At 68.7% G+C, this 27000-nt stretch carries 23 protein-coding genes; 12 read left to right on the top strand and 11 right to left on the bottom strand.

The features are described from left to right. The 5 genes from AC3WOE_RS12105 to AC3WOE_RS12085 form a co-directional block, all read right to left on the bottom strand. On the bottom strand, positions 1 to 1050 hold the full coding sequence (locus AC3WOE_RS12105; RefSeq protein ID WP_492690711.1) for a LacI family DNA-binding transcriptional regulator: 1050 nt from the start codon (positions 1048 to 1050) through the stop codon (positions 1 to 3). Between the two features lie 231 nt (positions 1051 to 1281). Continuing rightward, on the bottom strand, positions 1282 to 2685 hold the full coding sequence (locus AC3WOE_RS12100; RefSeq protein WP_492690710.1) for a carbohydrate-binding protein: 1404 nt from the start codon (positions 2683 to 2685) through the stop codon (positions 1282 to 1284). Between the two features lie 45 nt (positions 2686 to 2730). After that, positions 2731 to 4377, bottom strand: a complete 1647-nt coding sequence (locus tag AC3WOE_RS12095; RefSeq protein WP_492690708.1) for a carbohydrate-binding protein — start codon at positions 4375 to 4377, stop codon at positions 2731 to 2733. A gap of 299 nt (positions 4378 to 4676) precedes the next feature. Continuing rightward, positions 4677 to 6281, bottom strand: a complete 1605-nt coding sequence (locus AC3WOE_RS12090; RefSeq protein WP_492690706.1) for a chitinase — start codon at positions 6279 to 6281, stop codon at positions 4677 to 4679. Positions 6282 to 6359: 78 nt separating this feature from the next. Then, positions 6360 to 8126 carry a glycosyl hydrolase family 18 protein gene (locus AC3WOE_RS12085; protein ID WP_492690705.1) on the bottom strand — a complete coding sequence of 589 codons (1767 nt, stop codon included), beginning with the start codon at positions 8124 to 8126 and terminating at the stop codon, positions 6360 to 6362. Positions 8127 to 8450: 324 nt separating this feature from the next. Here AC3WOE_RS12085 and AC3WOE_RS12080 point away from each other — a divergent pair, with 324 nt between their 5' ends. The 6 genes from AC3WOE_RS12080 (at position 8451) to AC3WOE_RS12055 (ending at position 14441) form a co-directional block, all read left to right on the top strand. Then, complete coding sequence (locus AC3WOE_RS12080) at positions 8451 to 9719, top strand: ABC transporter substrate-binding protein (RefSeq protein WP_492690704.1); 1269 nt, start codon at positions 8451 to 8453, stop codon at positions 9717 to 9719. Beyond that, positions 9719 to 10627: a carbohydrate ABC transporter permease gene (locus tag AC3WOE_RS12075; RefSeq protein ID WP_492690702.1), complete on the top strand. Its 909-nt coding sequence runs from the start codon at positions 9719 to 9721 to the stop codon at positions 10625 to 10627. Before AC3WOE_RS12080 ends, AC3WOE_RS12075 begins: the two co-directional genes overlap by 1 nt. Next, positions 10624 to 11445 (top strand): carbohydrate ABC transporter permease, encoded by an 822-nt coding sequence (locus tag AC3WOE_RS12070; protein ID WP_492690701.1) that lies wholly within the window; start codon positions 10624 to 10626, stop codon positions 11443 to 11445. The genes AC3WOE_RS12075 and AC3WOE_RS12070 overlap by 4 nt, the downstream gene beginning before the upstream one ends. Before the next feature lie 18 nt (positions 11446 to 11463). Beyond that, positions 11464 to 12801, top strand: a complete 1338-nt coding sequence (locus AC3WOE_RS12065) for a GH1 family beta-glucosidase (protein ID WP_492690700.1) — start codon at positions 11464 to 11466, stop codon at positions 12799 to 12801. Positions 12802 to 12831: 30 nt separating this feature from the next. Then, on the top strand, positions 12832 to 13782 hold the full coding sequence (locus AC3WOE_RS12060; protein ID WP_492690699.1) for a glycoside hydrolase family 16 protein: 951 nt from the start codon (positions 12832 to 12834) through the stop codon (positions 13780 to 13782). An 80-nt stretch (positions 13783 to 13862) separates the two neighbouring features. Next, positions 13863 to 14441, top strand: coding sequence for a hypothetical protein (locus AC3WOE_RS12055; protein WP_492690698.1), 579 nt, complete (start codon positions 13863 to 13865; stop codon positions 14439 to 14441). Positions 14442 to 14444: 3 nt separating this feature from the next. Here the strand turns inward: AC3WOE_RS12055 and AC3WOE_RS12050 are convergent, their stop codons facing one another. Further along, positions 14445 to 15122 carry an energy transducer TonB gene (locus AC3WOE_RS12050; RefSeq protein WP_492690696.1) on the bottom strand — a complete coding sequence of 226 codons (678 nt, stop codon included), beginning with the start codon at positions 15120 to 15122 and terminating at the stop codon, positions 14445 to 14447. 186 nt (positions 15123 to 15308) lie between these two features. On the opposite strand from AC3WOE_RS12050, the gene AC3WOE_RS12045 reads away from it, so the two are divergent. Then, positions 15309 to 16832 (top strand): hypothetical protein, encoded by a 1524-nt coding sequence (locus AC3WOE_RS12045; protein ID WP_492690694.1) that lies wholly within the window; start codon positions 15309 to 15311, stop codon positions 16830 to 16832. A 286-nt stretch (positions 16833 to 17118) separates the two neighbouring features. On the opposite strand, the gene AC3WOE_RS12040 is transcribed toward AC3WOE_RS12045, so the two are convergent. From AC3WOE_RS12040 to AC3WOE_RS12030, 3 genes are all read right to left on the bottom strand, one after another. Next, on the bottom strand, positions 17119 to 17835 hold the full coding sequence (locus tag AC3WOE_RS12040) for a PEP-CTERM sorting domain-containing protein (protein ID WP_492690693.1): 717 nt from the start codon (positions 17833 to 17835) through the stop codon (positions 17119 to 17121). Positions 17836 to 17992: 157 nt separating this feature from the next. Continuing rightward, entirely contained in the window at positions 17993 to 19054 is a 1062-nt protein-coding gene (locus AC3WOE_RS12035) for an ABC transporter ATP-binding protein (RefSeq protein WP_492690691.1), read from the bottom strand. After that, positions 19051 to 20274 carry an ABC transporter substrate-binding protein gene (locus AC3WOE_RS12030; protein ID WP_492690690.1) on the bottom strand — a complete coding sequence of 408 codons (1224 nt, stop codon included), beginning with the start codon at positions 20272 to 20274 and terminating at the stop codon, positions 19051 to 19053. Before AC3WOE_RS12030 ends, AC3WOE_RS12035 begins: the two co-directional genes overlap by 4 nt. 76 nt (positions 20275 to 20350) lie before the next feature. Between AC3WOE_RS12030 and AC3WOE_RS12025 the strand changes: the two genes are divergently transcribed. After that, on the top strand, positions 20351 to 21010 hold the full coding sequence (locus AC3WOE_RS12025) for a response regulator transcription factor (protein WP_492690689.1): 660 nt from the start codon (positions 20351 to 20353) through the stop codon (positions 21008 to 21010). Continuing rightward, positions 21007 to 22389, top strand: a complete 1383-nt coding sequence (locus AC3WOE_RS12020) for a sensor histidine kinase (RefSeq protein ID WP_492690687.1) — start codon at positions 21007 to 21009, stop codon at positions 22387 to 22389. Before AC3WOE_RS12025 ends, AC3WOE_RS12020 begins: the two co-directional genes overlap by 4 nt. Here AC3WOE_RS12020 and pdxR read toward each other — a convergent pair. Further along, a complete protein-coding gene (pdxR, locus tag AC3WOE_RS12015) occupies positions 22386 to 23819 on the bottom strand; it encodes a MocR-like pyridoxine biosynthesis transcription factor PdxR (RefSeq protein ID WP_492690686.1) in 1434 nt (477 codons plus the stop codon). The genes AC3WOE_RS12020 and pdxR overlap by 4 nt on opposite strands. A gap of 92 nt (positions 23820 to 23911) precedes the next feature. Here pdxR and AC3WOE_RS12010 point away from each other — a divergent pair, with 92 nt between their 5' ends. Beyond that, on the top strand, positions 23912 to 24355 hold the full coding sequence (locus AC3WOE_RS12010; protein WP_492690684.1) for a carboxymuconolactone decarboxylase family protein: 444 nt from the start codon (positions 23912 to 23914) through the stop codon (positions 24353 to 24355). Here AC3WOE_RS12010 and AC3WOE_RS12005 read toward each other — a convergent pair. Beyond that, positions 24303 to 24794: an Rrf2 family transcriptional regulator gene (locus tag AC3WOE_RS12005; RefSeq protein WP_492690682.1), complete on the bottom strand. Its 492-nt coding sequence runs from the start codon at positions 24792 to 24794 to the stop codon at positions 24303 to 24305. The two genes, AC3WOE_RS12010 and AC3WOE_RS12005, sit on opposite strands and share 53 nt — an antisense overlap. A gap of 87 nt (positions 24795 to 24881) precedes the next feature. Between AC3WOE_RS12005 and AC3WOE_RS12000 the strand changes: the two genes are divergently transcribed. Together AC3WOE_RS12000 and AC3WOE_RS11995 are read left to right on the top strand one after the other, a co-directional pair. Then, on the top strand, positions 24882 to 25295 hold the full coding sequence (locus AC3WOE_RS12000) for an NnrS family protein (RefSeq protein ID WP_492690681.1): 414 nt from the start codon (positions 24882 to 24884) through the stop codon (positions 25293 to 25295). Positions 25296 to 25425: 130 nt separating this feature from the next. Further along, positions 25426 to 27000, top strand: coding sequence for a cbb3-type cytochrome c oxidase subunit I (locus tag AC3WOE_RS11995; protein WP_492690679.1), 1575 nt, complete (start codon positions 25426 to 25428; stop codon positions 26998 to 27000).

The following is a 27000-nucleotide window of genomic DNA, read 5'->3' as shown; positions in this document are numbered from 1 at the left end:
CTAACGTTGCATCCTGCGCGTGCTCTCGCGCACGACGAGCTCGGGCTCGGGCAGCTGGGCCTTGGGCTGGCCGCCGCGCAGCATGTCCAGCATGGCGGTCGCGGCCTCGACGCCGATCTCGTAGACCGACTGGCGCACGGTGGTCAGCGGCGGCATGGAGTAGCGCGCCATGATGAGGTCGTCGAAGCCGACCAGGGAGACGTCGTCCGGCACGCGCAGATTGCGCCGGTGCAGGCCCAGGCAGGCGCCGATGGCCATCTGGTCGTTGGAGGCGAACAGGGCCGTGAAATGAGCATCGCGCTCCAGCAGCCGCGTGACCGACAGCATGCCGCCGGCCTCGGTGTAGTCGCTCTGCACGATGAGGTTCTGGTCGACCGGGATGCCGGCCGCGGCCAGGGCGTCGAAATAGCCGTTCTGGCGCTCGACCGCGTCGTCGTGCATCAGGTCGCCGGCGATGAAGGCGATGCGGCGGTGCCCTTGCTCGATCAGGTGCTGGGTGGCCAGGCGGGCACCGGCGCGGTTGTCGAAGCTGAAGCTGAAGAGCTGCTTGCCGGCCAGCTTGCGGCCGACGACGATGACGGGCAGGTTGTCGGACACCTTGGTCAGCTCGGCATCCGAGATGCGGCCCGCCAGCACGATGACGCCGTCGACGCGGCGCGACAGCAGGGTCTCGATGGCCTTGCGCTCGTCGTCCTCATGCCAGTTGCCGGACACGAAGAGGGGCACATAGCCGGCGCGCTCGAGCTCGCGCTCGATGCCCAGCAGGGCTTCGCCGTAGAACGGGCTGGAGATGATCTGGGTGACGACGCCGACGCTGAGCGTGCGCCCACCCGCCAGGCCGCGTGCCACCGGGTTGGGCCGAAAGCCCAGCTCCTGGATGGCGGCCTGCACGGCATCCTTCTTGGCCTGGCTGACGGCGGCGGTGCCGTTCAGGATGCGCGACACCGTGCTCGGCGACACGCCGGCCAGCTCCGCCACCTGCTCCAGCGTGACGACGCCGTCGGGACGGGTTGAAGGCGCTTTCTTGGCAGGGGTCGGCTTGGCGTTCATCAGAAATGGGCAGGCGAAGCCGCGAGTGTAGGCGCGGCTGTACGCCTGGTTTGACCCGGCTGTTGTTCTTGTCGCCGCGGCCGTCGTGCACGGAGGCGGGCCGAGCGCCGGGCCGCTCCCTAGCCGGCCCGCTCTGGTGATGTGCTCGCGGCTCAATGCCGCGAGCATCACCGTCCCCCAGGGGGACCGACCAGACTCGCCGCGTTCAGCGCGCGAGACTGGGCGAGGGGCTCACAATTTTGTGAACTTGATCCAGTTCAGATTCCACCCGCCCTGCTGCGCGAACACGCCGACGTTGTAGGTGCCGGCATTGATGTTCACGGTGTGCGAGATGGTGGTCCAGTTCTGCCAGCCGCCGGTGTTGGGCACGCCTAGCGAACCGAGCTGGATGCTGCCGGCATTCAGGTCCAGCGACAGCGTGCCGCCACCCGTGCTGGCGACGCGGTACTCGACGCGGTAGCTGCCGCTGGTCGGGAAGTTGATGCTGTTGTAGGCCATCCAGTCGCTGGTATCGATCCAGCCGACGTTCTGGCCGCCTTCCGAGCAGGCTTCCGTCTGCACACCGGCCATGGCGCTGTAGGACTCGGCTTCGATCTGCCGCGACCAGGCCGGGGCGACCTTGGACACGATGGCCGAGGTGGCGCGGTCATTGAAGCCCTGGTCGACCAGACAGCCGGTGTCGGCGGTGCGGGTCACGCTGGCGCCGGTGAAGTTGTCGCCGTCGAACAGCTGCACCTGGTAGCCGGCATTCACGCGCAGCGACGACAGATCGTTGTCGCGCACGCCGCGGGCCTGCAGCTGGGCCAGGGTGTAGCTGCCTTCGGGCAGGGCGGCCGAGTAGCCGGCGTAGTTGCAGTCCTGGTAGACCGTGGCCACGCCGCCGGCGGCCGGGGCGTAGACGCGCACATAGTCCACGTACATCTTGGCGGGCAGGGCGGCAGTGTTGACGTTGAAGCCCGGCCAGTTGCCGCCAACGGCGAAGTTCAGCAGCAGGAAGAAGTCCTTCTGGAATTCATCGGTGCCATTGATGCTGTTGGCGATGTTGGCCTCGTGGTACTTGGTGCCGTCCACGTACCAGCGGATGGCATTGGTGTCCCACTCGACGGCATAGACATGCCAGTCGGTCACGGTGGTGCCGATGTTGCCGCTGTAGGAGGCGTACTGGCCGTTGTTGTCCTGCCAGTGGATGGTGCCGTAGACCTTCTGCTCGTCGTTGACGTGCTCCATGATGTCGATCTCGCCGGAGGCCGGCCAGCCGACCTGCGGCAGGTTGGCGCCCAGCATCCAGAACGCCGGCCAGGCGCCCAGGAAGGCGGGCAGCTTCATGCGGGCCTCGATGCGGCCGAACTTGAAGGTCTTCAGGCCTTGCGTCTTCATGCGGGCCGAGGTGTAGGCCATGCCGCCGAAGTCTTCGCGCTTGGCCGTGATGACCAGGGCGCCGTTCTCGATGGTGGCGTTCTCGCGGCGGTAGTACTGCAACTCGTTGTTGCCCCAGCCGCCGGCGCCGGTCTCGAAGACCCAGCTCGGGCCGATGCTGCCGTTGAACTCGTCACTCCAGACGAGCTGCCACTGGGCATGGGCCAGGCTGCTGGCCGCGGCCAGCAAGGCGGCGGCAATGAATCTCAACGATCTCATGTTGTCTCCTGTGTCGTGGGGAGGGAAATGCTCCGAGTACGTCGCTCAGAGCTTGGTGAACTTGATCCAGTTCAGATTCCAGCCGCCGGCCGGCGCGTAGACGCCGACGGCATAGGTGCCTGCGTTGATCGTCACGGTGTGGGAGACCGTGGTCCAGGTCTGCCAGCCACCGGTGGCGGGGACGTTGACCTGGCCGAGCTGGATGGCGCCGGCGTTGAGGTCCAGCGACAGCCTGGCGCCGCCGACGCTGGCGACGCGGTACTCGACGCGGTAGGTGCCGCTGCTGGGGAAATTGATGTTGGCGTAGGCCATCCAGTCGCCGGCGTCGATCCAGCCGACGTTCTGGCCGCCTTCGCTGCAGGCCTCGGTCTGGATGCCGCTCTGGTTGCTGAAGTTCTCGGCCTCGATCTGCAGCGACCAGGCCGACGAGGTCTTGGCGACGACGACGGAAGTCGCCAGGTCGTTGAAGGCGTCGTCCACCAGGCAGCCGGCGTTGCCGGTCTTGGTCACGCTGCGGCCACCGAAGTTGTCGTTTTCGTAGAGGGTGACCTGGTAGCCCGGGTTCACCTTCAGCGACGACAGGTCGTCATTGCGCACGCCCAGGGCCTGCAGTTGCGACAGCGTGTAGCGGCCCTCGTTCAGGCCCACCGCATAGCCGCCGTAGTTGCAGTCCTGGTAGACCGTGGCGACGCCGGCGGGCGCGCTGCCGATCTCGGCGCGCACGGCGGCCAGCAGGCTGTTGGCGCCGGTGGCGTCCTGCGACAGCTCCCAGATCATCACGCCCGCGCCCTGCTGCAGGGCCAGCCGCGTCTTGGCCTTGATGGTGGGGATGCCGTTGTAGGTGATGTAGGCGCAGCTCGCGCAGGCCGTGCCGATCAGGTCGCTCTGCGCCGCGGCGGCGCCGAACTGGTTGACGATGTCGGCGAAGGCATAGTTGGCCGCATAGCCGTTGAAGCCGTAGCCGTAGAAGGGCAGGCCCAGCACCAGCTTGGCTTTGGGCAGGCCGCGCGACTGCCAGGTGGCGATGTGGCTTTGCGCCATCGCATAGGTCGAGTGCTCGGTGCCCACCGTGCCCCAGCCCGGGCCGACCGCGTCGTAGGCCATCAGCGTGACGAAGTCGAAGGAAGCCAGCGACGACGTCGGGATCATGCCGCCCTCGTAGGTGGCGGTGGCGGCGGTGACGAGCTTGCCCGGCAGGGCGCTGCGCAGGGCCTGGATGAAGGGCGTGTAGTTGCCGGCGTTGTCGATGGCCGTCAGCAGGGCGCCTTCGATGTCGACGTCCACGCCGTCCAGGCCGAAGGTATTGACGAACTGCGCCAGGTTGTTGACGACCGTGGCGCGGCTGCCGGACTGCAGCAGGGTCTGCCAGTTGCCGGCGCAGCTCGGGATCACGCCGCCGGCCAGCGAGACCAGCACCTTGGCGCCGGCCGCATGGGCCTTCTGCACCACATAGGTGATGTCGGCGCCGGTGGCCGCCTCCATGCAGGCGGGGCTGCCGCCATTCAGGAAGCTGCCGCCCGGCGCCGGGTTGGCGAAGGCGAGGTTGATGTGGGTCAGCTTGGTCAGGTCCGTGCGGTCGGCGACGGCGCGCAGGCCTTTGTACGAGGGGATGTAGCCGACGACCTTGGTTTGGGCGAAGGCGGAACCGGCCAGCCCGAGCAGGACCAGTGCGGCGATGTGGCGAAGTCTCATGGAGGTCTCCAGGAATGAGGGGCTCACCGCCGATTTACCGCACTGGCTGAAAGCGCTTTCAAGATTAAGCGGACGAAGGCCAGGACGGCAACACGGCTGTGTGCCAGAACTCAGGGACGGGTGGACCCGAGGAGGGTTTGCCCCTCGTCCAGCCACGCGCCGCTGAACGCGGGCGCGTCTGGCCGGTCCCCCGAGGGGACGGCGATGCGTGCGGCATCGGGCCGCACGCACATCGCCTTAGGCGGGCCGGCTAGGGAGCGGCCCGGCGCTCGGCCCGCGAAACGCCGGGGATCACGCCATCAGGGCAAGGTGTTCAGCGCGTTGCGCACGCCGTTCGAGAACGACTGCCCGTCCTTCTTGTCCCAGTTGATGGACCAGGTCATGACGCCCTTCAACGTCGGATAGGCCACCGGCGGCTTGATGGCGCCGCACTGGGTCAGCTGGGTCAGGCAGTTCAAGGCCGCCGTGATGGTGGCGACGCTGGCCAGGCCCGAGTTGGCCGAGGACGGGCCCGAGGGCAGGCCGAAGGCGACCTGGTCGGGACGGATGCCGCGGAAGACATAGGTGCCGGTGCCGTTGTTGGTCGTGAAGCCTTCGATCAGCATGCGGCTGGCGCCGACCAGCATGTCCTCGCTGCCCTCGGCCAGGCCTTGCGTCGAGTAGGGCGTGTAGACGGCGCCGTTGTTGTAGTACTGGACATGCAGCACCGTCAGCTCGTCGCGCAGCCCGTCGATGATGGGCAGGTAGGCGCCCCAGATGCCGCTGCTGGCGACATAGCCGCCCTGCACATACGGGTGCTCCGGTGCCATCGACAGGTAGAAGCTGCTGCCGATGCGGGCCTTGAGCTGCTTCACGGCCGTGACCAGATTGGTCTGCACCGCAGCACCCCAGGACACGCCGGCACCGCTCTCCAGGTCGAGGTCGATGCCGTCGAAGCCGTACTTGCGCATGATGGCTTCGACGCTGTTGACGAAGTTGGTGATGTTGGTCGCGTTGTTCAGCGTCACCGTGCCGTTCTGGCCGCCGAAGGACAGCACCACCTTCTTGCCCTTGGCATGGGCCGCGGCGATGTCGGCGATGAAGCGTGCTTCGCCACCGGATCCACCGTCCAGGTTGAAGCTGATGTTGCCGTTGCCGCCGTCGTCGGCGAAGGCCACGACGATGACGTCATAGGCCGCCGGCACATCGCTGATCGGGAAGGTCGGACCCGACGGGTTGGTGAAGTTGTGCCAGTAGCCGATGAGCTGGTGCTTGCCGGCGGGCGCGGGGGCCGGGCTCGGCGACGGAGAAGGTGAGGGAGAAGGCGAGGGAGCGGGCGTCGGTGCCGGCGTGGGGGCCGGAGTCGGTGCAGGGGCTGGTGCCGGAGACGGCGCCGGGCTGGGCGAGCCGCTGCAGGCGCCTTGCGAAGTCCAGGGCTGGCCGCTGCCGGTCGGGCCGTTGCTGGTGGCCGGGTCATTGCCCTGGGTCCACCAATTGGCCTTGTAGTTCACAGTGCCCTTGCTGGCGATGGCGCCGCCGTTATAGGCGGTGGCGGCGACCCAGACGGGCGCGCAGTTGCCGCTCGGTGCTGGCGCTGGCGTTGGTGCGGGTGTCGGCGCTGGTGTGGGGGCCGGCGTGGGCGCCGGCGTCGGAGCTGGCGTAGGAGCCGGGGCCGGGCCGGAAGCGGCGCCGAGGTCGGTCCACAGCGAGGCGTTGGTCGGGTTCCAGCCCGTGCTGGCGTAGTCGGTCTGGTTGACCAGGGCTTTGTAGTTGTGGCCGTTGTAGCTCACGACCGTGCCGGCCGTGTAGTAGGTGTCGGCCTTCCAGGCGGGATAGGTCTGGGCGAAGGCGGCCGTGCTGAGGGCCAGGGCGCCGGCGAGCAGCCAGGGCTTGGCCGCGCGCGGCAGGGGCGGGCGCGAGATCATGGGGTTCTCCGAGAAGATGAAAGAAAGGCCGCCGCCCGGTGATCCGGCGCGGCGGCGGTTCAGCTCAAGGCGAGCTACTTACTTCCAGGGCGCGTTCTGCAGCGCCGGGTCGTCGACCAGGTTGAGCATGCCGGCGGCCTTCTTGCCGATGGCACCCGGCGAAGCCAGCGGCGCGCTGCCGCAGCTGCCGCTCGCCGTCTTCAGGGCCTGCCACAGCATGGCGCCGTCACGCGGGTTCTTGTTGGCCAGCGTGCTGGTCGTCACCGCGTTCAGATAGCGCTCCACCGAGTAGGGCTGGTTGATGTTGGTGCCGTAGCTGTTCTGCAGGATGACGGAACCCGTGCACTGCGCGTCGGCGTTGTTCACCACCAGTTGGCCACCCGACCAGCCTTCCGGCGCGGTCTCGAAGCCGATGGACACGATGGTGCTGCTCGGGAAGAGCTGGCGGTAGGACTTCCACGCCGTCACACCGTCGTAGTGCTCGTAGCGGGCGTCGTAGCTCATGATGTTGACGATGTTGAACGCCGTCTTCAGCGCCGGGTAGGCGTTGACGAGCAGGCGTTCGCCGCCGGCCTTGCCGCCCCAGTAGCTGATGCCCACGCCCGAGCACTGCGGGTCGCTGGCCGTCGCGCCGGTGCAGTCCGAACCGGACGACCAGGCGGCCACGGTCAGGATGCGCCCGCCGCCGGCCAGGTCCACCGCCTTGCGCATGGCCTTGACGGCGCCCGCGTACTGGTCGGTGGTGATGCCGTCGACTTCGTAGTCCACGTCCAGGCCGTCGAAGCCCACGTCCTTCATGAGGTTGGACAGGGCCGTGATGGTCGGGCCGCTGCCCGCATTGCCTTCGGCCGACAGCGTGCCCCAGCTGTTGTAGGTGGCACCGCCCACGGCCAGGATGACCTTCATGTTGCGGGCGTGCAGCACGTCGATGGCGGCCTTGATGTCCGACGGCCGGCCGTTGAAGTTGATGCCGGTGCCCGACCAGTTGTTGGCCGCCATGCCGCCCCACGTGAAGTTGGGCTGGGCGAAGGCCGCCACCACATGGGTGTAGTTGGCCGGGATGCGCGCGAAGTTGCTGAGCGTGAAGACCTCGTTCATCGACTTGCCGGTGGCATCGAACCAGTTGTCGCTCCAACTCGGGTAGTAGGTCGTGTAGGCACGGCCGTTCTGGTTGGCGGACTTGGCGTTCGGGTCGCTCAGGCCGGGCGCCGGTGCGGGCGAGGGGGCCGGGCTGGGCGACGGAGACGGGCTCGGCGAAGGCGAGGGGCTGGGGGACGGGCTGGGGCTCGGGGCCGGGCCGGTCGTGCAGGCGCCTTGCGAGGTCCAGGGCTGGCCGGAGCCGACCGGGCCGTTGTTGGTGGCCGGGTCATTGCCCTGGGTCCACCAGTTGGCCTTGTAGTTGGTCGTGCCCTTGCTGGCGATGGCGCCGCCGCTGTAGGCGGTGGCCGCAACCCACACGGGCGCGCAGGTGCCGCTCGGTGCCGGGGCGGGGCTGGGGGCGGGAGACGGAGCCGGCGTTGGGGCAGGAGTCGGGGCGGGCGTGGGCGCCGGGGTCGGCGCGGGCGAAGGCGCCGGGCCGGAGGCGGCGCCCAGGTCGGTCCACAGCGAGGCATTGGTCGGGTTCCAGCCGGTGCTGGCGTAGTCGGTCTGGTTGACCAGGGCGCGGTAGTTGTGGCCCTGGTAGCTGACGACGGTGCCGGCCGTGTAGTAGACGTCGGGGGCCCAGGCGGGATAGGTCTGGGCCAGGGCCGCGGTGGCGCTGGCGCCCAGCGCAAAGGCGGTGGCGGTGATGGCGGCAAGGCGACGCAGTTGGTGCATCGGGATGCTGGATGAGGGCTGCTTCATGAGAGACGTCCTGGTCTGTGCAAGAGCTCGTTGAAAAGGAGAGTCCCAACGGGGGCTCTCCGGCGGCTGGCCTGCCTCTCCGTGCAGGCTCTTTGGAGCTGGTTCTAACTGGTATGCATCCAGTTTGTGACTGCTACCACCTCTTGAATACCACTTTGCCACCAGTGATTTCGCAGTCAGCGGTGAAAACCCGGGGATCGGGTGACAAAACGTTGCCATCAGGGGTTTCTAGGGAGGACGAGCCTTCGTCTGGAGTTGCCCTAGGGTTTGTGCTGCTGGGGTCGAAGCCGGCTTGCCGCACAATCTTGAAAGCGCTTTCATACCATGTTCGACACCCATCCCCTCCACCGTCGCCACCTGCTCGCGGCCGCCTTCGGCGGCGTTGCCGGCCTGGGGCATGCCAAGGAACAGCCGCCGCTCACCGTGGCCGCCTTCCCCTTGGTGGACGTCATTGCCAAGGACGTGCTGAAGGGCTGGAGCCAGCGCCACCCCGAGATCCGCACCGAGGTCATCAGCCGCCAGTACGACGATCACCACACGGCAATGACGACAGCGCTTTCAACGTCCGGCCACCTGCCCGACGTCATCGCGCTGGAGACGAGTTATCTCGGCCGCTTCTCGCTGGGCTCGGGCCTGGAGGATCTGTCGGCCCCGGCCTTCGGCGCCGAGCGCTTCAAGGACCGCTTCGTGCCCTTCGCCATCGAGACGGCCCGCAACCGCGACGGCGCCATCGTGGCCCTGCCGACCGACATCGGTCCCGGCTCGCTGTTCTATCGCACCGACCTGCTGGCCCAGGCCGGCCTGAAGGAAGGCGACCTGACGAGTTCCTGGGAGGCCTATGTCGACGCCGGCCTGCAGCTCAAGGCCAAGACCGGCGCCTACCTGATCGGCGACGTGCGCCTGCTCAAGGACATCATCGTGCGCGGCGGCACGCCGGCGGGCGAGGGCCAGTTCTTCGACAACCAGGGCCGCGCCCAGATCACCTCGCCGCGCTTCGTGCGCGCCTTCGAACTGGCCCAGAAGGTGCGCCGCCAGAAGCTGGATGCCCGCGTCGAGGTCTGGTTCAACGACTGGGCCGAGATGCTCAAGCGCGGGCGCCTCGCCACCGAACTGTCGGGCGGCTGGATGGCCGGGCAGATGGCCAACTGGGTGGCGCCCAACACGGCCGGCAAGTGGCGCATCGCGCAACTGCCCGAGAACACCTTCTGCTCCTACGGCGGCACCTACTACGCCATCCCGCGCCGCTCGTCGCCCGAGAAGAAACAGCTCGCCTGGCAGTTGGTGCAGGAGCTGACGCTGGACCGTGCACGTCAGCTCGAGGCCTTCAAGTCCCAGGACGCCTTCCCCGCCCTGCTGGATGCGCAGCAGGACGCCTTCTTCGACCAGCCCGTGCCCTTCCTCGGCGGCCAGCACGCGCGCGTGCTGTGGCGCGAGGCCGCGCGCCGCATCCCCGTCGTCAAGATGCACAGGCAGCACAAGTTCGCCGACGAGGTCATCAACGCCGAACTCGACAACGTGCTCGAGTACGGCAAGCCCATCCCCCAGGCCCTGGAAGACGCCCAGGCCCTGCTCGTGCACAGGGCGAGCCGCTGATGAAGTTCCGCATCCCTGCCCGCATTCCTGCCAGTTGGGCGCCCTACCTCCTGGTCAGCCCCTTCCTGATCCTGTTCGCCGTCTTCGGCCTGTTCCCGCTTGTGTTCTCGGCCTGGCTGTCCTTCCAGTCCTGGGAGCCGACCAGCGGCATCGACTCGATGAAATTCGTCGGCCTCGACAACTTCGTCTTTGCGCTGACCGACGGCTGGTTCTGGAAGGCCCTGCGCAACACACTGTGGCTGGCTTTCGCGTCCGGCGTGCCCCAGCACCTGGTGGCGCTGCCGCTGGCCGTCTTCCTGCACCAGTCCTTCGGGCGCTGGCGCGGCCTGTTCTCGGGCGCCTATTTCCTGCCCTACATCACGTCCACCGTCGCCATCGCGATGCTGTTCGGCTCGCTGTTCTCGACCGACTACGGCATGGTCAACCAGGCCCTGGAGGCCCTGTTCGGCATGGAGCACATCAACTGGATGCGCTCGCCCGACGCGGTCAAGCCGGCCGTGGCCATCATCGTGTTCTGGCGCTATGTGGGCTTCAACGTGGTGCTGTATCTGGCCGCGCTGCAGACCATCCCGCACGACCTCTACCAGGCCGCCAAGCTCGATGGTGCCGGCCCCTGGCAGCAGTTCCTGCGCATCACCCTGCCGGGGCTCAAGCCCATGATCCTGTTCGGCGTCACGCTGTCCTTGATCGGCGGCCTGCAGCTCTTCGAGGAGCCCTTCATCCTGACCAACGGCAAGGGCGGTGCCGACCAGCAGGCCATGACGGTGGCCATGTACCTCTACCGCGAGGCCTTCGACTTCAGCGACTTCGGCGGCGCGAGTGCTCTGGCCTGGATCATGTTCGGCGTCATCGCCCTGCTGACCTGGCTGACCAACAAGGCCTTCGCCGACCGGAGGGCCGAGGCATGAGAAGAACGATGCCGAAATACGCGGCCTACCTCATCGTCGGCGCCGGTGCGCTGATCATGCTGGCGCCGTTTTATTTCATGTTCGTGTTCGCGACCCAGTCGCGCACCGACATCTTCAACGTGCCGCCGCCGCTGTGGTTCAGCACCGAGCTGCTGAACAACATCGCGGTGCTGACGACGCGGCTGCCGTTCTGGAAGAACGTCGGCTGGAGCCTCTACGTCGGGCTGATGTCCACGGCGCTGACCCTGCTGTTCTGCTCCATGGCCGGCTATGCCTTCGCGATGCTGGAGTTCCGCTTCAAGAAGGTCCTGTTCGCCCTGGTCATGGGCACGATGATGGTGCCGGCCTTCATGAACATGATCCCCAGCTTCATGGTCATGGACGCCCTGGGCTGGATCGACACCCACCGCGCCCTTTACGTCCCGGGCGCCGCCAGCGCCTTCGGCATCTTCCTGATGCGCCAGTTCGCCGCCTCCACGGTGCCCAAGGAACTGCTCAGCGCCGCGCGCATCGATGGCGCCAGCGAGCTCGGCATCTACTGGCGCATCGCCCTGCCGTTGATGAAGCCGGCCCTCGGCACGCTGGGCCTCATCACCTTCATCAGTTCATGGAACAACTTCATGAACCCGCTGATCGTCATGCGCACGGCCGAGAACTACACGCTGCCGCTGGCCCTGCGCAGCCTCTTCAGCACCACCAGCACCGAATGGGGCGCGCTGATGGCCGGCTCGGCCATCGCGACCCTGCCCCTGCTCGTCCTCTTCGTCATCTCGTCGCGCCAGCTCATCGCGGGCCTGACCGCCGGCGCCGTCAAATAAAAACCAAAAGAACTCTTCATGTCACAAGCTCCTCTGCACCGCCAGTTCCCGCCCAACTTCGTCTGGGGCGTGGCCACCAGCAGCTTCCAGATCGAGGGCGCGGCCCACGAGGACGGCAAGGGCGAGTCCATCTGGGACCGTTTCTGCAAGCAGCCCGGCGCCATCGCTGACGCCAGCAACGGCGAAGTGGCATGCGACCACTTCCACCGCCTGGAGAGCGACCTCGACCTGATCGCGTCGCTGGGCGTCAACTGCTACCGCTTCTCCATCGCCTGGCCGCGCGTGCAGGCCCTGGGCCATGGAGAGTTCAACCCCAAGGGCCTGGACTTCTACGAGCGGCTGGTCGACGGGCTCAAGAAGCGCGGCATCCAGGCCTTCGCGACGCTGAACCACTGGGACCTGCCCCAGGGCCTGCAGGACCGCGGCGGCTGGAACGACCGCGACACCGTGCACCGCTTCGTCGACTACGCCCGTCATGTGAACGCGCGCCTGGGCGACCGCCTGGACGGCCTGACGACGCACAACGAGCCCTGGGTCATCGCCGTGCTGGGCAACGAGCAGGGCAATTTCGCGCCCGGCATCAAGAGCCGCAGGATCGCCACCCAGGTCTGCCACCACCTGCTGCTCAGCCACGGCCTGGCCCTGCAGGCCCTGCGTGCCGATGGCGCCAGGAGCCAGCTCGGCATCGTTCTCAACCTGTCGTCCACCGTGCCGGCCACGGCCATGCCCGAGGACATCGCCGCCGCGGCGCTGGCCGACGCCCGCGGCCGCCGCTGGTACGCCGACCCGCTGTTCAAGGGCAGCTACCCCGAAGAGGTGCTGGCCGAACTCGGCGCGGACGCCCCCGTCGTCCACCCCGGCGACATGGAATCCATCGCCCAGCCCATGGACTACCTGGGCGTCAACTACTACACCCGCAGCGTCGTGTCAGCCAGCGGCGCCGACTGGAAGCCCGAGGAGCGCGGCCTGCCGGTGTCCGACATGGGCTGGGAGATCTATGCCCAGGGCCTGGACGACCTGCTGTGCCTGCTGCACCGCGACTACCCCGGCCTGCCGCCCGTCTACGTGACCGAGAACGGCGGTGCCTTCAAGGACCAGACCGTTGTCAACGGCCGCGTGCAGGACGACGACCGCATCGCCTATCTGCGCGACCACATCGCCGCCGTGGCCAGCGCCATGCAGCAGGGCGTGCCCATGGCCGGCTACATGGTCTGGAGCCTGATGGACAACTTCGAATGGGCCAGCGGCTATCTGAAGCGTTTCGGCATCGTGCATGTCGACTACGAGACGCAGGCCCGCACGCCCAAGGCCAGCGCCGAGTGGTATCGGAACTTCCTCCAGGACTGGCGCGGCTGAACAAGACTTTCAAAGAAGACGGAGACAAGCATGAACAAGATCAAACCGGCCCCGAGCCCCTGGCGCCATGCCCTGCCTGCCATCGCCGCCGTGCTGACCGCCTGTGGTGGTGGTGGCGGTTCGGCCGCGGCCGCGCCGGCGGCGCCCACGCCTGCACCGGCCCCCGCGCCCACGCCTGCACCGACTCCAGCTCCGGCGCCTGCACCGACTCCCGCGCCGTCCAACAAGTGGACCCTGACCTGGAGCGATGAGTTCGACGACGCCGCTGGCACCGTGCCCAAGGCCGCCAACTGGAGTTATGACCTCGGCAACGCCGAGAACGGCGGCTGGGGCAACCACGAGTACGAGTACTACACGTCTAACGCCCGCAATGCGCAGACCGATGGCAACGGCATGCTCGTCATCACCGCCGAGAAGGCCGTCAACCCCGGCCCCTGCTGGAACAACAAGCCCTGCGACTACACCTCGGCGCGCATCCACACCAACGGCAAGGTCGGCTTCACCTACGGCAAGGTCGAGGCGCGCATGAAGCTGCCCGCCGGCACGGGCATCTGGCCGGCCTTCTGGGCCCTGGGCACCGATCTCGCGACGGCCGGCTGGCCCAAGTCGGGCGAGATCGACATCATGGAGTTCATCGGCAAGACGCCGAACACCACCTACGGCACCCTGCACGGCCCCGGCTATTCCGGCGCACAGGGCATCGGCAAGCCCTATGACTTTGGCAAGCCGGTGGCCGATGACTTCCACACCTACACCCTCATCAAGCGGCCCAACGAGATCATCTGGCAGGTCGACGGCGTCGACTTCCACCGCCTGACGCCTTCGTCCCTGCCGGCCGGCGGCACCTGGGTCTTCGAGAAGCCCTATTTCGTCATCCTCAACCTGGCCGTCGGCGGCGACTGGCCGGGTGCGCCGGATGCGACGACGCCCATGCCGGCCAAGATGCTGGTCGACTGGGTGCGCATCTACAAGGAAGACTGATCGCTGCGTGACCGCCGTTCCGTGCGGACGGCGGCATAGCTGCAAGCCTCACGCCATCCAACGCAACGCCTCGGTTGACCATGCAACGCCTGATCTCCGCTCTGTCCCTGACCTTCGGCCTGCTCTGCGCAGCGTCCCCGGCGCATGCCGCCGAAGTGAAGACCTCGTATGGCAGCTTCAAGGTGCCCGACGGCGTCAGCGAAGTGAATCGTGAGGAAAAGCCCGACAAGACCGGCAGGCCCGCGGGCATGGCGGTGTATTCGCGCACCGACGATCCCAAGGCCGTTTTCATCGTCGTGTGGAGCTTTGCCGAGCCCGACCCGGCCAGGCCCTATGACGCGCTTGATGGCGCCGTCAAGATCGGCAACCCCTTCGACAAGAAGCTGACCCGCGATGCGGCGAAGCCCGTCACCCTTGGCGGTGTCGAGGGCGGCCGCTACGAAGGCAGGCTGCCCAACGGCCTGCGCGCCGTCAGCTATGTGGCCGTCAACAGCGGCTACCGCCTCATCGTGCTGCTCAAGGGCCCGAACGACAGCCCCTACAAGGAAACCATGGATGCCTTTGCCATGGGCGTCGAGGGCTTCGCATGGGCGCTGCCCGGGGAGGCTTCCACGAAGGCCGTCGAGGCGCTCGTCAAGGCCGCCTCGGCGCCTCAGTAGGCCTCAATCGCGCCGGAAGGCGATCTCCACCTCGGCGGTGCGTGCCTGCGGCAGCGGCGCGAACTGCCATTGCAGGATGGCCTCGGTCGCTGGCCTGGCCAGCCGCCGTGGCACGCCGGCGACCGCTTCTGCCCGGCTGACCGTGCCGTCGGCCTCGACCGTCAGCCTCACCCTGACATGCCGGTCACCCGCGCCCAGCGTGGCCTGGAGGGCGGGCGTGAGGGTCGGAGCCACGAAGTTCTGCATGCGCAGCGGCGCCTCTTCGGGTTCCTCCGTCTCGGCTTCTGCCTCCGGCGTCGGCGCAGTGCCGGCGGGCTCGTCCACTTGAACCGAAGCCGCCGGGGCAGGCTGCGGCATGGCCGCGGGCGTTTGCGCAGCGCTCATGCCGACGACGGCTTCCGCGGCCGGTGCCGTGGCGGCGAGCGGCGCAGGCGCGGCGAAGGTGTGGGGCAGCACGCGCTGCGCCGGTGGTGCAGGCGGCCGCGCCGGCTTGCTGCCGGCTTCCACCGCCGGCTTGTTGCGGATGGTGTGGAACCTGATGACGTCGAACACCCGATCCGCTTCGCGTTGAGCGCGCTCCGCGGCGGTCAACGGCGGCTGCGGCGTCTGGGCTGCGACCAGCAGGGGCATCGTCAAGGCCAGCGCGGCCAGCAGTCTGGAAAGGGCGGTGCGTTCGGGCATGGCGTTGTTTGTCGTCAGGCCCGCGGCCTGCCATCCAGAGGGCCGGCGATTGCAACAGGTCTTCGTGACAGTTGCGGGAGCAGGGCTCTGGCATCCCCAGGTTCACGGGCCGCGCCGGGCAGAAAGAGCCGCAGTTCGTGAGAGCATGCCCGGCCGTTCCGACGACCTTGCATGTTCCGGCTCCCTTTGTTCCGCCTCGCTAACCTCTCCTTTGCCTGCATCGCGCTGTCGCTTTGCATCGCCGCACAGGCGCAGCAGCCAGCGCCGCCCGCCGCCGAGGCTTCCGAGCTGCGCAGCAACGACGCGCTGCTGACGCTGGAGCACCAGACCGTCAAGGTGCCGGGCGACCGCCCCATCGATCTGATGGGCCTGCATGCCTACCAGAAGGTGCTCGACGGCGTGTACCTGGGCGGCGGCTTCTATGCGCCTCTCGTCCGGGGGGCCTACGGTGGCTTCGTGGCGGCGGACCTGGGTGTGCACCTCAGGCGGCCGCTGGCCGGGCCGCTGTTCGCGATGGCCGGCCTGTCGGCAGGCGGTGGCGGCGGCGGGCGCAGCGTCGAGCACAGCAAGCTGCTGTCGGGCAGCGGCGGCTTCGCCAAGGGCTATGTCGGCTTGGGCTATGACTTCGGCGATTTCACGCTGGGCGCGAACGTCTCGCGGCTGAAGTTCCGCCATTCCCTCATCGACGGCACCCAGGCCAATCTGATGCTGGAAGTGCCCTTCAGCTATCTGACGGGGCCGTTTGCACGCCAGGGCCAGCCGCTGTCGGCCGCGGACGACCGCCGCGCCAGCGCGGACATGGGCGAGAACATGCTGACGCTGTCGCTGGACAACTACCACCAGCGTTCGCCCCAGGGTTCCAACAAGGGCACGATCGGCGTGGCCGATCTGCAGGTCGCCCATTTCTTCGGCAGCGACAGCTACTGGTTCGCGGCCCTGGGCATGGGCTATCACGGCCTGCCGCTGTACAACCAGCTGCTGGGCGGCGTCGGCCAGCGCTGGCGCGTCGCGCGCGACTTCACGCTCTACGGTCAACTCGGCCTGGGCTCGGGCGGCTATTCGTCGGAGGTCATCGACACCGCCTCCGGCCTGCTGGTCTATCCCAAGCTGTCTGCCGAATACGCGCTGACGCGCGACCTCGGCCTGTCGCTGTCGACGGGCTATCTGAGCGCCCCCAAAGGCAGTTCGCGCAACCAGACCTGGGGCCTGAGCCTGACCCACCACCTGCGCTCCGGCGGCAGCAGCGAGGGCGCCAGCCCTGCGCACTACGAAGGCCTGCGCCTGTCGGTGCTGCACCAGACCGAACTGCATCTCAGCTACCGCGGTGTGGATCGCCCCGCCTTGCAGATGCTCGGCCTGCAGCTCGACGTGCCGGTGGGCCAGCGCTGGTACCTGCCGCTGCAGGCCTCGGCAGCCTACAACGCCTATCTGGGCTATCCGGGCTATGCCGAGATCCTGGGCGGCTTGGGGCTGCAGACCTTGACCGGCCCGGGCGAGCGTCTGCAAGGCTTTGCCCAGCTGCTGGCCGGCGCCAATGTGCACGGCAAGTCCGCCAAGGCCAGCGCGGGTGTGCGCTGGCTGCTGGATGAGCGCCTGGCGCTGAACTTCAGCGTCGGCCGCATCGAGGCCCGCAGCGCAGGTGGCGGGCAGTTCAAGGCCGACAACGTGGCTTTCGGCCTGGACTACCGCTTCTCCGTGCCGGCGCGTTGAGCGGTGGTCGCCTTCAGCTGCCGCGGGCAGCCCGGCGCCGCGAGGCCAAGGGCCCCAGCACGGCGAGGCCGGCCAGCCACAGCGCGGCGGTCGGAGCTGCTAGAGGCCGCGTCGTCCAGCGACAGATGGGCCTTGCCCGAGCCGCTGATGTCGAAACCGACGCTGAGGTTGTCCCAGGCGGCCACACAGGTGCCTCCGACGAGGAAGACGGAGCCTGAATTGAGCGCCCGTGACGGGCGCAAAAAAAGGGGCCGAAGCCCCTGTGCAGTGTGGATCAGGGCGGCGCTCAGGCGCGTCGGCGGGCTGCACCGGCAGCCAGCAGGCCCAGGCCCACGAGGGCCAGAGAGGCGGGTTCGGGCACTTGACCCGTCGGGTTGTCAGGGGTGGCGGCCACGGCGATGCGGAACACCAGCCATTCGCCAGCGTCGCAGCCGCCGATGGTGGGATCGTTGCTGTTGCAGTTGCCACCGGCGTACCAGACCCAGCGCGCCGCGCCGTCGATGCCGGCCATGGGGCCCCAGGGGCCCGCGCCGTTGGCGCCGCCGGCGGTGAAGTTGGTCCAGCCGTTCGAGGGGTTGCCGCCGCCATTGGCATCCTGGATCTCGGCGGACAGCAGGGCCAGCGAGGCCGCGGTGCCGTCGTATGGGGCGTTGCTTCCCAGGCCGGTGGACATGACCTGCCACTGGGGATCGTTGCTGTAGAACTTGAAGTTTTTGGTCAGGTTCTCGAACTGGCCCAGAAAGCCCTGGGCCGCCGAGTGGTCCGAAGCCGTCACCACGTACAGATAGTCGCCGGCGTTCAGGTTGAAGTTGTAGGTCTCGACCGTGGGCCAGTTGCCGTCAGAACCGACGAAGGTAGTGGCGCCGTTCCCGCTGCCCACAAACAGGGCGTAGGAGTTGTCGACCGTCATGCTGACCTTGATGGCGTCAGCCTGGACGGTGCCGGTGGCCATGAGGCTTGCCGCTGCGATGCAGGCCGCACCCCATTGCTTGATCTTGTTCATCTTGCTTCCCGTTCGGTGCACTCGACGCGAGTGCCTTCCCAGCTGGCACGCAATTGATGTGCCACCGCCAGGAACGCCGAAAGATCAACGACTTGCGCGCGCCGCCTACGGGCGATGTCAAGTTCGTCGACATCCCTAGGATGACGCCTTGCCAGGGTCAAGTCCCGATGCGGTCCCCTGCCGCGTCGAACCACATGGTCTTCGCCGCGTCGAAGCCGAAGCTCACCCGGGCGCCATCCTCGACTTCCGGCTGACCCGGCAGCACGGCCGACAGGGTGGTGCCGCCCGAGTTCATCCACACCACATGCTGGTTGCCCAGCGGCTCGACGAGCTGGATCTCGGCGCCGAAGGGCTGGTCTGCGCCCAGGCGCACGTTCTCGGGCCGCACCGCCAGCGTCAGCACCTCACCCTGCGGGCGCGAGGCCAGGGCCGTGGGCAGGGGCAGGTTCAGGGCCGGCGACACGAACAGGCCGCCCTCGCCGACCTGGCCTTCGATGCGGTTGATGGAAGGCGAGCCGACGAAGCCGGCCACGCGCAGGTTCTTGGGCCTGTCGTAGACCTCGGCCGGCGTGCCCACCTGCTGGATGACGCCCTGGTGCATGACGACGATGCGCGTCGCCAGCGTCATGGCCTCGACCTGGTCGTGGGTCACGTAGATCATGGTGTTGCCCAGGCGCTGGTGCAGGGTCTTCAGCTCGCGGCGCAGGTCGGTGCGCAGCTTGGCGTCGAGGTTGGACAGCGGCTCGTCCAGCAGCAGCACCTTGGCCTCGCGCACCACCGCGCGGCCGATGGCGACGCGCTGGCGCTGGCCGCCCGACAACTGGCCGGGACGGCGCTCCAGCAAGGGGCCGAGCTGCAGCATGTCGGCCGCGGCAGCCACGCGCTTTTCCAGCTCGGCCTTGGGCGTCTTGGCCATCTTCAGCGGGAAGGCCAGGTTCTCCTTCACCGTCATGGTCGGGTACAGCGCATAGCTCTGGAACACCATGCCGACGCCACGCTGGCTGGGCTCGGCCCGCGTCATGTCCTGGTCGCCGATGCTGATGCTGCCGCCGCTGACGGGGTTGAGGCCGGCGATGGTGTGCAGCAGCGTCGACTTGCCGCAACCCGAGGGGCCGAGCAGCACGAGGAACTCGCCGCTGTTGACGTCGAGGTCGAGGTTCTTGATGACGTCGTGCGTGCCAAAACGGATGCTGAGGTCCTGGATGTGAACGCGGGTCAAGGGAGTCTCCTGTCTTGCAATAGTTTGGCGAGGGTCTGCTGCACCGTCTGCACGGGAATGTCGCGGTTCCAGTAGTCGCTGACGGCACGTTCGAGCGCCGTCAACTGCTCGGGCGCGAGCAGCAATTCGGTGTTGCCCACCAGTCGGCCGGCGTCGCGCAGGGCGGCGGCGCCGGCCTGGGCGCAGGCATCCAGGGTGCGGGTGTCGAGGTCGGTGCGCACCGGCACCGAGCCCTTGCGGGCGCTGAAGGCAAGCTGGGTGGCGGGCGCCGTCGCCGTGCGGGCGAGCAGGCGTTGGGCGGGCAGGGCGCCGCCGTCCCTGTCCTTGGGAAAGACCAGCACGTCGCCGCTGACGATATAGGGTGAGCGCGGGCTCAGACCCGGCGTGCAGCCGAAGTCGCGGCCCGGCTGCTGGCCAGCCTGCGTGAACTCGCCCTTGGACCAATCGCCCATGAACTGCAGGCCGGCGCGGCCGCTGACGAGCAGGGCGGTGGTGTCGGCCCAGCTGCGCCCCGGCGAGGCCGGGTCCACATAACGGCGCAGCTTCTTGTAGTTCAGCAACACCTGGCGCAGCGCTTCGCCTTGCACGGCTGCCACGTCGCGGTCGCGCAGCACGGCGAGATAAAGGTCGCGCCCGCCCTGGTTGGCCAGCAGGGCGATGAAGAGGTTGAGGTCCTGCCAGGGCTGGCCGCCATGGGCCAGCGGGATCAGGCCGGCGGCCTGCAGCTTGTCCAGCGTGGCGAAGAGCTCGTCCATGCTGCGCGGCTCGGCCTTGACGCCGGCCTTGGCCAGGGCCGCCTTGGAGCTCCACAGCCACACCGGCATGTGGATGCTGACGGGGGCGGCGTAGACGTGTCCGTCCACCTTGACGGCATCCAGCAGCACGGCCGGCAGCACCTCGGCCCAGCGGCCCTGGGCGGCCACGTCGTCGATGGCGTTGAGCCGGCCTTCGCGGGCCAGGCGCACCAGTACGCTGGAGGGGTTGAACTGCGCGGCGAGCGGCGGGTTGCCGGCGGCAATACGCCCCAGCACGACGGTGCGGGCCTGCTCCGAAGCGCCGACGCCCAGCTCGCGCCACTGGCCGCCCGCGCCGCGGTAGGCCTCGGCGAGGGCCTGCTTGGCGGCGATCTCGCCGGGCGAGGTCCACCAGTGCACGACGTCGGCCGGCGTCCCGGCCTGGGCCGCGGCGGCCAGCAGGGCAGGGGCGAGAGCGCGCAACATCCCGTCATCATTACGTGAAGTTAATAAACTTAATAGCGTATTAACCATAAGGCCGGCTCCCGTTAAAGTCGCCGCGATGAACCTGCTGCTCGCCGAAGACGACCCCCTGCTGGCCGACGCCCTGCAGCAGCAGTTGCTGAACGCCTCGTTCAAGGTCGAGTGGGCCGAGAACGGCGCCGTGGCCGAGTACCTGCTGCGCAAGCAGGATTTCGACGTCGCCATCCTCGACCTCGGCCTGCCGCTGGTGGACGGCCTGACCGTGCTCAAGCGCGTGCGTGAGGCGGGCCGCACCCTGCCCATCCTCGTGCTGACGGCCCTGGATGCGCTGGAACACCGCGTCGCCGGCCTGCAGGCGGGTGCCGACGACTACCTGACCAAGCCCTTCGACTTTCCGGAGCTGGAGGCGCGCCTGCATGCGCTGATGCGGCGCGGCCGCCCGGCCTCGCAGAGCCAGCAACTGCGCCGCCTCAGCCTGGACCGCACGGCGCGCCGCGCCAGCATCGGCGGCGAGGCCCTGGAGCTGAGCCCGCGCGAATGGACGCTGCTGGACCTGCTGGTGGCCGAGCGCGACCGCGTCGTCACCAAGCAGCAGATCGTCGAGGCCTGGGGCGCCGATGAAGGCGGCTCCATCGAGGTCTATATCCACCGCCTGCGCAAGAAGCTCGAAGGCTCGGGTCTCGCCGTGCGCACGGTGCGTGGCCTGGGTTATCTGCTGGAAGCCACGTCGACACCGTGAGCAAGCCGGCCGGTCGTTCGCTGCACCGGCAACTGCTGCTGTGGCTGCTGCTGCCGCAGATCGTGCTGTGGCTGGTCGCCGCCTTCGGCGCCTACCGCCTGGCCAGCCGGCATGCCGATGAACTTGTCGACGCGACGCTGCTGCAAGCCGCCCGCGCCCTGGCCCGCCAGATCAAGCCGACCTCGAGCGGCCTCTTCGTCGACCTGCCGCGCTCGGCCCAGGACATCCTGGCCGCCGACCCCGAGGACCGCGTCATGTACATGGTCAGCTCGCCGCCGGGCCAGCTGCTGCTGGGCGACGCGCGTCTGCCGCAACCGCCGGGCACACCGGCGCTGAACGAGCCGGTCTTCTTCAACACCACGGTGCCCGAGGCCATGCGCGTCGTCTCGCTGGACCTGCACCTCGGCGCGGCCGGCGCGGCGGACTCGACGCTGCGCGTGCAGATCGCCCGCTCCAGCGCGCCGCGCGACCAGTTGGCGCGGCGCATGCTGCTCGACACGGCCTTGCCGCTGTCTCTGCTGATCGCGCTGATGAGTGCCATCGTCTGGGCCGGCATCCGCCGCGGCCTGAAGCCATTGGCCGAGTTGCAGCAGCAGGTCGAAGGCCGCCGTGCCGATGCGCTGGACCCTGTGCAGCTGCGCGCCGCACCGCCCGAGGTCAGCGCCCTGGCCGGTGCCGTCAATGAGCTGCTTGGCCAGGTGCAGCACAGCCTGGCCACGCAGCGCCGCTTCATCAGCGATGCGGCCCACCAGCTGCGTACGCCGCTGGCGGGGCTGAAGAGCCAGACCGAGCTCGCGCTGGAAGCCACGACAGACCCGGCCCTGCGCCAGCGCCTGGAGCGCGTGCACGAGAGCGCCGTGCGCGGCGCCCGCCTGGTGTCGCAGCTGCTGGTGCTGGCGCGCGCCGAGCCCGAGGCCGTCGCGGCCCAGGGTTGGGCGATGGTGGACTGCGATCGCCTGGTGCACGAAGCCACGGCCGAATGGGTGCCGCGCGCGTTGGCCGCGGGCTGCGACCTGGGCGTGGAGGTGGCGGACGAGGGCCTGCGTGTGCAGGGCGTCGAGCTGCTGCTGCGCGAGGCCCTGGTCAATCTCATCGACAACGCCATTCGCTACGCCGGCGAGGGCGCCACCCTCACCGTCAAGCTGCGCCGCGCGGGCGATGATGTGTGGATCGACGTCGAGGACAACGGCCCGGGCCTGGCGCCCGAGATGCGCGAGCGCGCCTTCGAACGCTTCGTGCGTGGCGCGACGACGGGGGAGGGCTGCGGCCTGGGGCTGGCCATCGTGCGCGAGATCGCCGAGCGCCATGGCGGCAGTGCCCAACTGCTGCCTGCCGCGCCGCGCGGCTGCATCGCCCGGCTGACCTTGCCGGCGAGCTAGCCGGCCGCCTCCAGCAGCTCGGCCACGCGCGCGAGCGCCGCGTCGATGCCCTCCGGGTCGACGCGGCCGAAGCCCATCAGCAACCCGTCACGGCCCGCGCCAAAAGCCTGCAGCGGGTAGAGGCCCACGTCCACGCGGCGCGCCAGCGCGGCCAGCTGCGTCGCGTCCAGGGCGAGGCCGGGCGCGAGCAGCGCCGCCTGGTGGAAGCCAGCCTCGGCCGGCAGCAATTGGAGCCAGCGTGAGAGCGAGCCCGAAAAGCCCCGCATCAGCCGCTCGCGCCTGTGCCCGTAGGCCGTCACGCAGCGGCGCAGATGCCTGCGGTAGGCGCCCTCGGCCATGAAGCGCGCCAGCGCGCTCTGCAGCAGGCTGGGGCCGTGAACGTCGGCCAGGTGCTTGGCGTGCAGCAAGGCCTCGCGCAGCGCGGGCGGTGCGATGACATAGCCCAGGCGCAGCGACGGCGCCAGCGTCTTGGAAAAGCTGCCGACGAAGGCGACGCGGCCATCCGTGTCCAGGCCTTGCAGGCTGTCGCGCGGCTGGCCCTCGAAACGGAACTCGCTGTCGTAGTCGTCCTCGACGACGACGGCGCCGGTGCGTGCAGCCCAGGCCAGCAGTGCGCGCCGCCGCGCCGCACTCATGGCCACGCCCAGCGGGAACTGGTGGGCCGGCGTCGTGTAGACGAGGCGCGCGTCGCCCGGCAACTGCTCGACGACGAGCCCCTGCTCGTCCACCGGTACCGCCGCGATGCGGGCGCCCTGCGCCCGCAACAGCCCCGTGATGGGCGGGTAGCCCGGCGACTCCATGGCCGCCACCTCGCCCGGTCCCACCAGCACACGCACCAGCAAATCGAACGCCTGCTGGGCGCCCTGGGTGACGATGACGTCCGCAGCCGTGCAGTGCACGCCGCGCGCATAGGCCAGATGCTCGGCAATGGCCTCGCGCAGCGCGTCCAGGCCGGCCGGTGGCGCGTGCGCGCCGCCCTGGCCCATCTGGCGCTGGGCCGCCTGCAGGTGGCGGCGCCAGTCCTCATGCGGGAAGAGGGCGGGCTCGGGCGAGCCGCCGATGAAGTCCCAGCGCGCCAGCGGGTTGTCGGCAAAGCGCAGCAGCGGCACCGGCAGCGCCTGGAAGGCGGCGATGCGCTCGGCGCTGGCCAGCCGCACGGCAGCGGGCGCCGGCCGCTCGGCTTCAGTGGCTGGCAGCGCGCACACGAAGCTGCCGCGGCCGGGGCGCGCCTCGATCAGCTGCTCCAGCGTCAAGCGCTCGTAGGCCTCGGCGACCGTCTGGCGCGCCAGGCGAAGCTGCTCAGCCAGCAGCCGCGTGGGCGGCAGCTGCGCGCCAGTGGCCAGGCGGCCGCTGCGGATCAGTGCGCGCAGTTGGCGCAGCAGCTGTTCGCCCAGCGGCTGGTCGCGGTCGATGACGATGTGCAGGTCCACTGGACTACCTGAAATGGACGGGATTGGACTGCTCGGGGCGGCGCGCGGCGATCACCATTCAGTCATCCCCTCAACCGCAAACGGAGCATCTCATGTCCACCCCGCGCATCGATTTCTACACCGCTTCTCCCGCCGCTCTGAAGGCCATGCTGGTCCTGGAAGGCAGCATCGCCAAGCTCGGCCTGGAGCCCAGTCTCATCGAGCTCGTGAAGATGCGCACCTCGCAGATCAACGGCTGCGCCTTCTGCCTGGACATGCACAGCCGTGACGCCCGCGAGGCCGGCGAGAGCGAACGTCGCCTGCACGTGCTGCCGGCCTGGCGCGAGACCGCGCTGTTCACGCCGCGCGAGCGCGCCGCCCTGGCCTGGACCGAAGCAATCACGCTGATCACCCAGGACCATGCCAGCGACGCCGACTACGCCGCTGCGACGGCCGAGTTCAACGAGGCTGAGATGGTGAACCTGACGCTGGCCATCACGACCATCAACGCGTGGAACCGCTTCGCGATCGGCTTTCGGAAGGCGCTGCCGGCCTGATGCCGAGCAGCATGGCCGCCTGGACGGGCGCGCCGATGGCCTCGTCCAGCGTCATGCCGTCCAGCTCGGCGAGGAAGGCCTCCACCGCTTTCGCCAGCCGATGCTTGAGCCGGCAGGCCGGGAAGACGGCGCAGCCGTGGGGCTGGCTGCCGTCGTGGCAGGCGACGACGGCGAAGTCCTCCTCCGCCACGCGCACGACCGCGCCGATGGAGATGTCCGCCGCCGGTCGCGCCAGGCGCATGCCACCCGCGCGGCCCCGCAGCGTCTCGATGAAACCCTGCCGGCCCAGCTCCTGCACGATCTTGGTCAGGTGGTGGCGCGAGATGCCATAGGCCGCTGCGATCTGGTCGATGGTGGCCAGGCCTTCACCGTCGCGCTGCTTCAGCGCGAGGTACATCAGCACGCGCAGCGTGTAGTCGGTGTAGAGCGTCAGTCGCATCGCGGGTGGCCTTGTGCAGGGCGGGGCATTGTTGCCAGACCGGTGCCTGATAAATAAGATGCATATTAAATACATCTTTAAGTCGACGTGAGACCCCTCGCCCTGCCCATCTTTGGCCAGCCGACGCCGCGGCCGCCCACCGGCTGGCCGCCGCTGCGGCTGGCGTTCCGGCCCTTCTACCTGCTCGCCGCGCTTGCCGGCGTGGTGCTGATGCCGCTGTGGTGGGCCGTGTTCACCGGCCGCGTGGTACCGGCCACGGGCCTGTCCGGGCCGCTGTGGCATGGGCACGAGATGCTGTTCGGCTTCGTCGTGGCGGTGGTGCTGGGCTTCGTCTTCACGGCCGGCAAAACCTGGACGGGGTTGCAGACGCCGCGCGGCGTGCAGATCGCCTTCCTGGCGCTGCTGGCAGCCGGCGCTTGCTTTGTGGCGGCGTTCTGCATCTACTTGCGGCGTTACGCAGGCTGGCTGACGTCGCCCCGGGTCGACGGCCAGGACGGTTGAAATGGAGCCCCTCGTCCAAGGTCTACCTTGGCCAGTCTCCCGAGGGGACGGCTCGGGAGCGGCCCGGCGCCCGGCCCGGAAGACGCCGGTTTCATGCCAATGAGGAATGGACAACGGAAATGAGGCTTACATGAGCACCATCGCCATCCTGCTGTCGGCCTTCGTGTTGTCGGTCGTCGCGCTGCTGGTCTTCGTCTGGACGCAGCGCAGCGGCATGTTCGACAAGAGCGCCAAGGCGGCCGAGGTCATCTTCGCGGCGGGCGAGATCGGCAGCGCCGAGGATCCGGCTGCCGGCAAGGCACCCGCCGGTGCGAGTGACGAGCTGCTGCAGCGCGCCCGCGCCGATGCCTCCACGGCGCCCCTCGTGTTCTTCTTCTTTTGTTGCGCCTTCGCCTGGCTGCTGGTGGCGTCCGCCGCGGGACTGACGGCCTCCATCAAGCTGCACGAGCCCGATTGGCTGGTCGCCCAGCCCTGGCTGACCTTCGGCCGCATCCGCACCATCCACCTGAATGCCGTGGCCTACGGCTGGGCGCCGATGGCGGGCCTGGGCATCGCGCTCTTCGTCATCCCGCGGCTGCTGAAGACCGAGCTGGTCGGCGCCAAGTTCGCCTTCCTCGGCGCGGCGCTGTGGAACGCGGCGCTGGTCGCCGGTCTGGGCGCCATCGCCGTCGGCGTGAGCGACGGCCTGGAGTGGCTGGAGATTCCCTGGCAGGTCGACATCCTCTTCGTCATCGGCGGCGCGCTGGTCGGTGTGCCGCTGGTGCTGACGCTGCTGAACCGCAAGGTGGATCACCTCTACGTGTCGGTCTGGTACATGGGCTGCGCACTGTTCTGGTTCCCGGTGCTCTTCCTCGTCGGCAACATGCCTGACCTGCACCACGGCGTGCAGCAGGCGGCCACCAACTGGTGGTTCGGCCACAACGTGCTGGGGCTGTTCTACACGCCGCTGGCGCTGGCCTCGGTCTACTACTTCCTGCCCAAGGTCATCGGCCGTCCGGTGCAGAGCTACAACCTGTCGCTGCTGGGCTTCTGGGGCCTGGCCTTCTTCTACGGCCAGGTCGGCGGCCACCATCTGATCGGCGGGCCGGTGCCGGGCTGGCTGGTCACGCTGTCCATCGTGCAGAGCATGATGATGATCGTGCCTGTGCTGGCCTTCACGGTGAACCAGCACCAGACGCTCAAGGGCCATCTCGGTGCGCTACGCACTTCGCCCACGCTGCGCTTCATCGGCTTCGGCGGCCTGATGTATACGGCCAGCTCCATCCAGGGCTCGATCGAGGCGCTGCGCAGCGTCAACGTGGTGGCTCATTTCACGCACTTCACGGTGGCCCACGCCCACCTCGGGCTGTACGGCTTCGTGACGATGGTCTTCTTCGGCGCCATCTACTTCATCGTGCCGCGCGTGTCGGGCCGGGAGTGGCCGTCGCAGGGCCTGATCGCGCTGCACTTCTGGCTGGCGGCGCTGGGCATCGCGATCTACTTCGTGTCGCTGACTGTCGGTGGCTGGCTGCAGGGGCAGGCGATGCTGGACGCCAGCCGACCCTTCATGGACTCGGTGACGCTGACGCTGCCCTATCTGAAGGCGCGCAGCCTCGGCGGCGGTCTGATGGCGTTGGGCCACCTCGTCTTCGTCGTGCACTTCTGCATGCTGCTGGCGGGGCGCTCGGCAGGGCGCAATGAACCCACCTTGCTGAAGGCGATCTGA

The organism is Roseateles sp. FW305-36 (assembly GCF_058787015.1).
This window is presented reverse-complemented; position numbering and strand designations above follow the sequence as displayed.

What these genes read in the sequence shown, in the direction of transcription:
- AC3WOE_RS12065 (WP_492690700.1), top strand. Translation starts at nt 11,464, where the DNA reads ATGTCACAAGCTCCTCTGCACCGCCAGTTCCCGCCCAACTTCGTCTGG.
- AC3WOE_RS12030 (WP_492690690.1), bottom strand. Translation starts at nt 20,274, where the DNA reads ATGTTGCGCGCTCTCGCCCCTGCCCTGCTGGCCGCCGCGGCCCAGGCC.
- AC3WOE_RS12070 (WP_492690701.1), top strand. Translation starts at nt 10,624, where the DNA reads ATGAGAAGAACGATGCCGAAATACGCGGCCTACCTCATCGTCGGCGCC.
- AC3WOE_RS12080 (WP_492690704.1), top strand. Translation starts at nt 8,451, where the DNA reads ATGTTCGACACCCATCCCCTCCACCGTCGCCACCTGCTCGCGGCCGCC.
- AC3WOE_RS12060 (WP_492690699.1), top strand. Translation starts at nt 12,832, where the DNA reads ATGAACAAGATCAAACCGGCCCCGAGCCCCTGGCGCCATGCCCTGCCT.
- AC3WOE_RS12005 (WP_492690682.1), bottom strand. Translation starts at nt 24,794, where the DNA reads ATGCGACTGACGCTCTACACCGACTACACGCTGCGCGTGCTGATGTAC.
- AC3WOE_RS12095 (WP_492690708.1), bottom strand. Translation starts at nt 4,377, where the DNA reads ATGAGACTTCGCCACATCGCCGCACTGGTCCTGCTCGGGCTGGCCGGT.
- AC3WOE_RS12010 (WP_492690684.1), top strand. Translation starts at nt 23,912, where the DNA reads ATGTCCACCCCGCGCATCGATTTCTACACCGCTTCTCCCGCCGCTCTG.
- AC3WOE_RS12075 (WP_492690702.1), top strand. Translation starts at nt 9,719, where the DNA reads ATGAAGTTCCGCATCCCTGCCCGCATTCCTGCCAGTTGGGCGCCCTAC.
- AC3WOE_RS12100 (WP_492690710.1), bottom strand. Translation starts at nt 2,685, where the DNA reads ATGAGATCGTTGAGATTCATTGCCGCCGCCTTGCTGGCCGCGGCCAGC.
- AC3WOE_RS12090 (WP_492690706.1), bottom strand. Translation starts at nt 6,281, where the DNA reads ATGATCTCGCGCCCGCCCCTGCCGCGCGCGGCCAAGCCCTGGCTGCTC.
- AC3WOE_RS12040 (WP_492690693.1), bottom strand. Translation starts at nt 17,835, where the DNA reads ATGAACAAGATCAAGCAATGGGGTGCGGCCTGCATCGCAGCGGCAAGC.
- AC3WOE_RS12055 (WP_492690698.1), top strand. Translation starts at nt 13,863, where the DNA reads ATGCAACGCCTGATCTCCGCTCTGTCCCTGACCTTCGGCCTGCTCTGC.
- AC3WOE_RS11995 (WP_492690679.1), top strand. Translation starts at nt 25,426, where the DNA reads ATGAGCACCATCGCCATCCTGCTGTCGGCCTTCGTGTTGTCGGTCGTC.
- AC3WOE_RS12025 (WP_492690689.1), top strand. Translation starts at nt 20,351, where the DNA reads ATGAACCTGCTGCTCGCCGAAGACGACCCCCTGCTGGCCGACGCCCTG.
- AC3WOE_RS12085 (WP_492690705.1), bottom strand. Translation starts at nt 8,126, where the DNA reads ATGAAGCAGCCCTCATCCAGCATCCCGATGCACCAACTGCGTCGCCTT.
- AC3WOE_RS12105 (WP_492690711.1), bottom strand. Translation starts at nt 1,050, where the DNA reads ATGAACGCCAAGCCGACCCCTGCCAAGAAAGCGCCTTCAACCCGTCCC.
- AC3WOE_RS12050 (WP_492690696.1), bottom strand. Translation starts at nt 15,122, where the DNA reads ATGCCCGAACGCACCGCCCTTTCCAGACTGCTGGCCGCGCTGGCCTTG.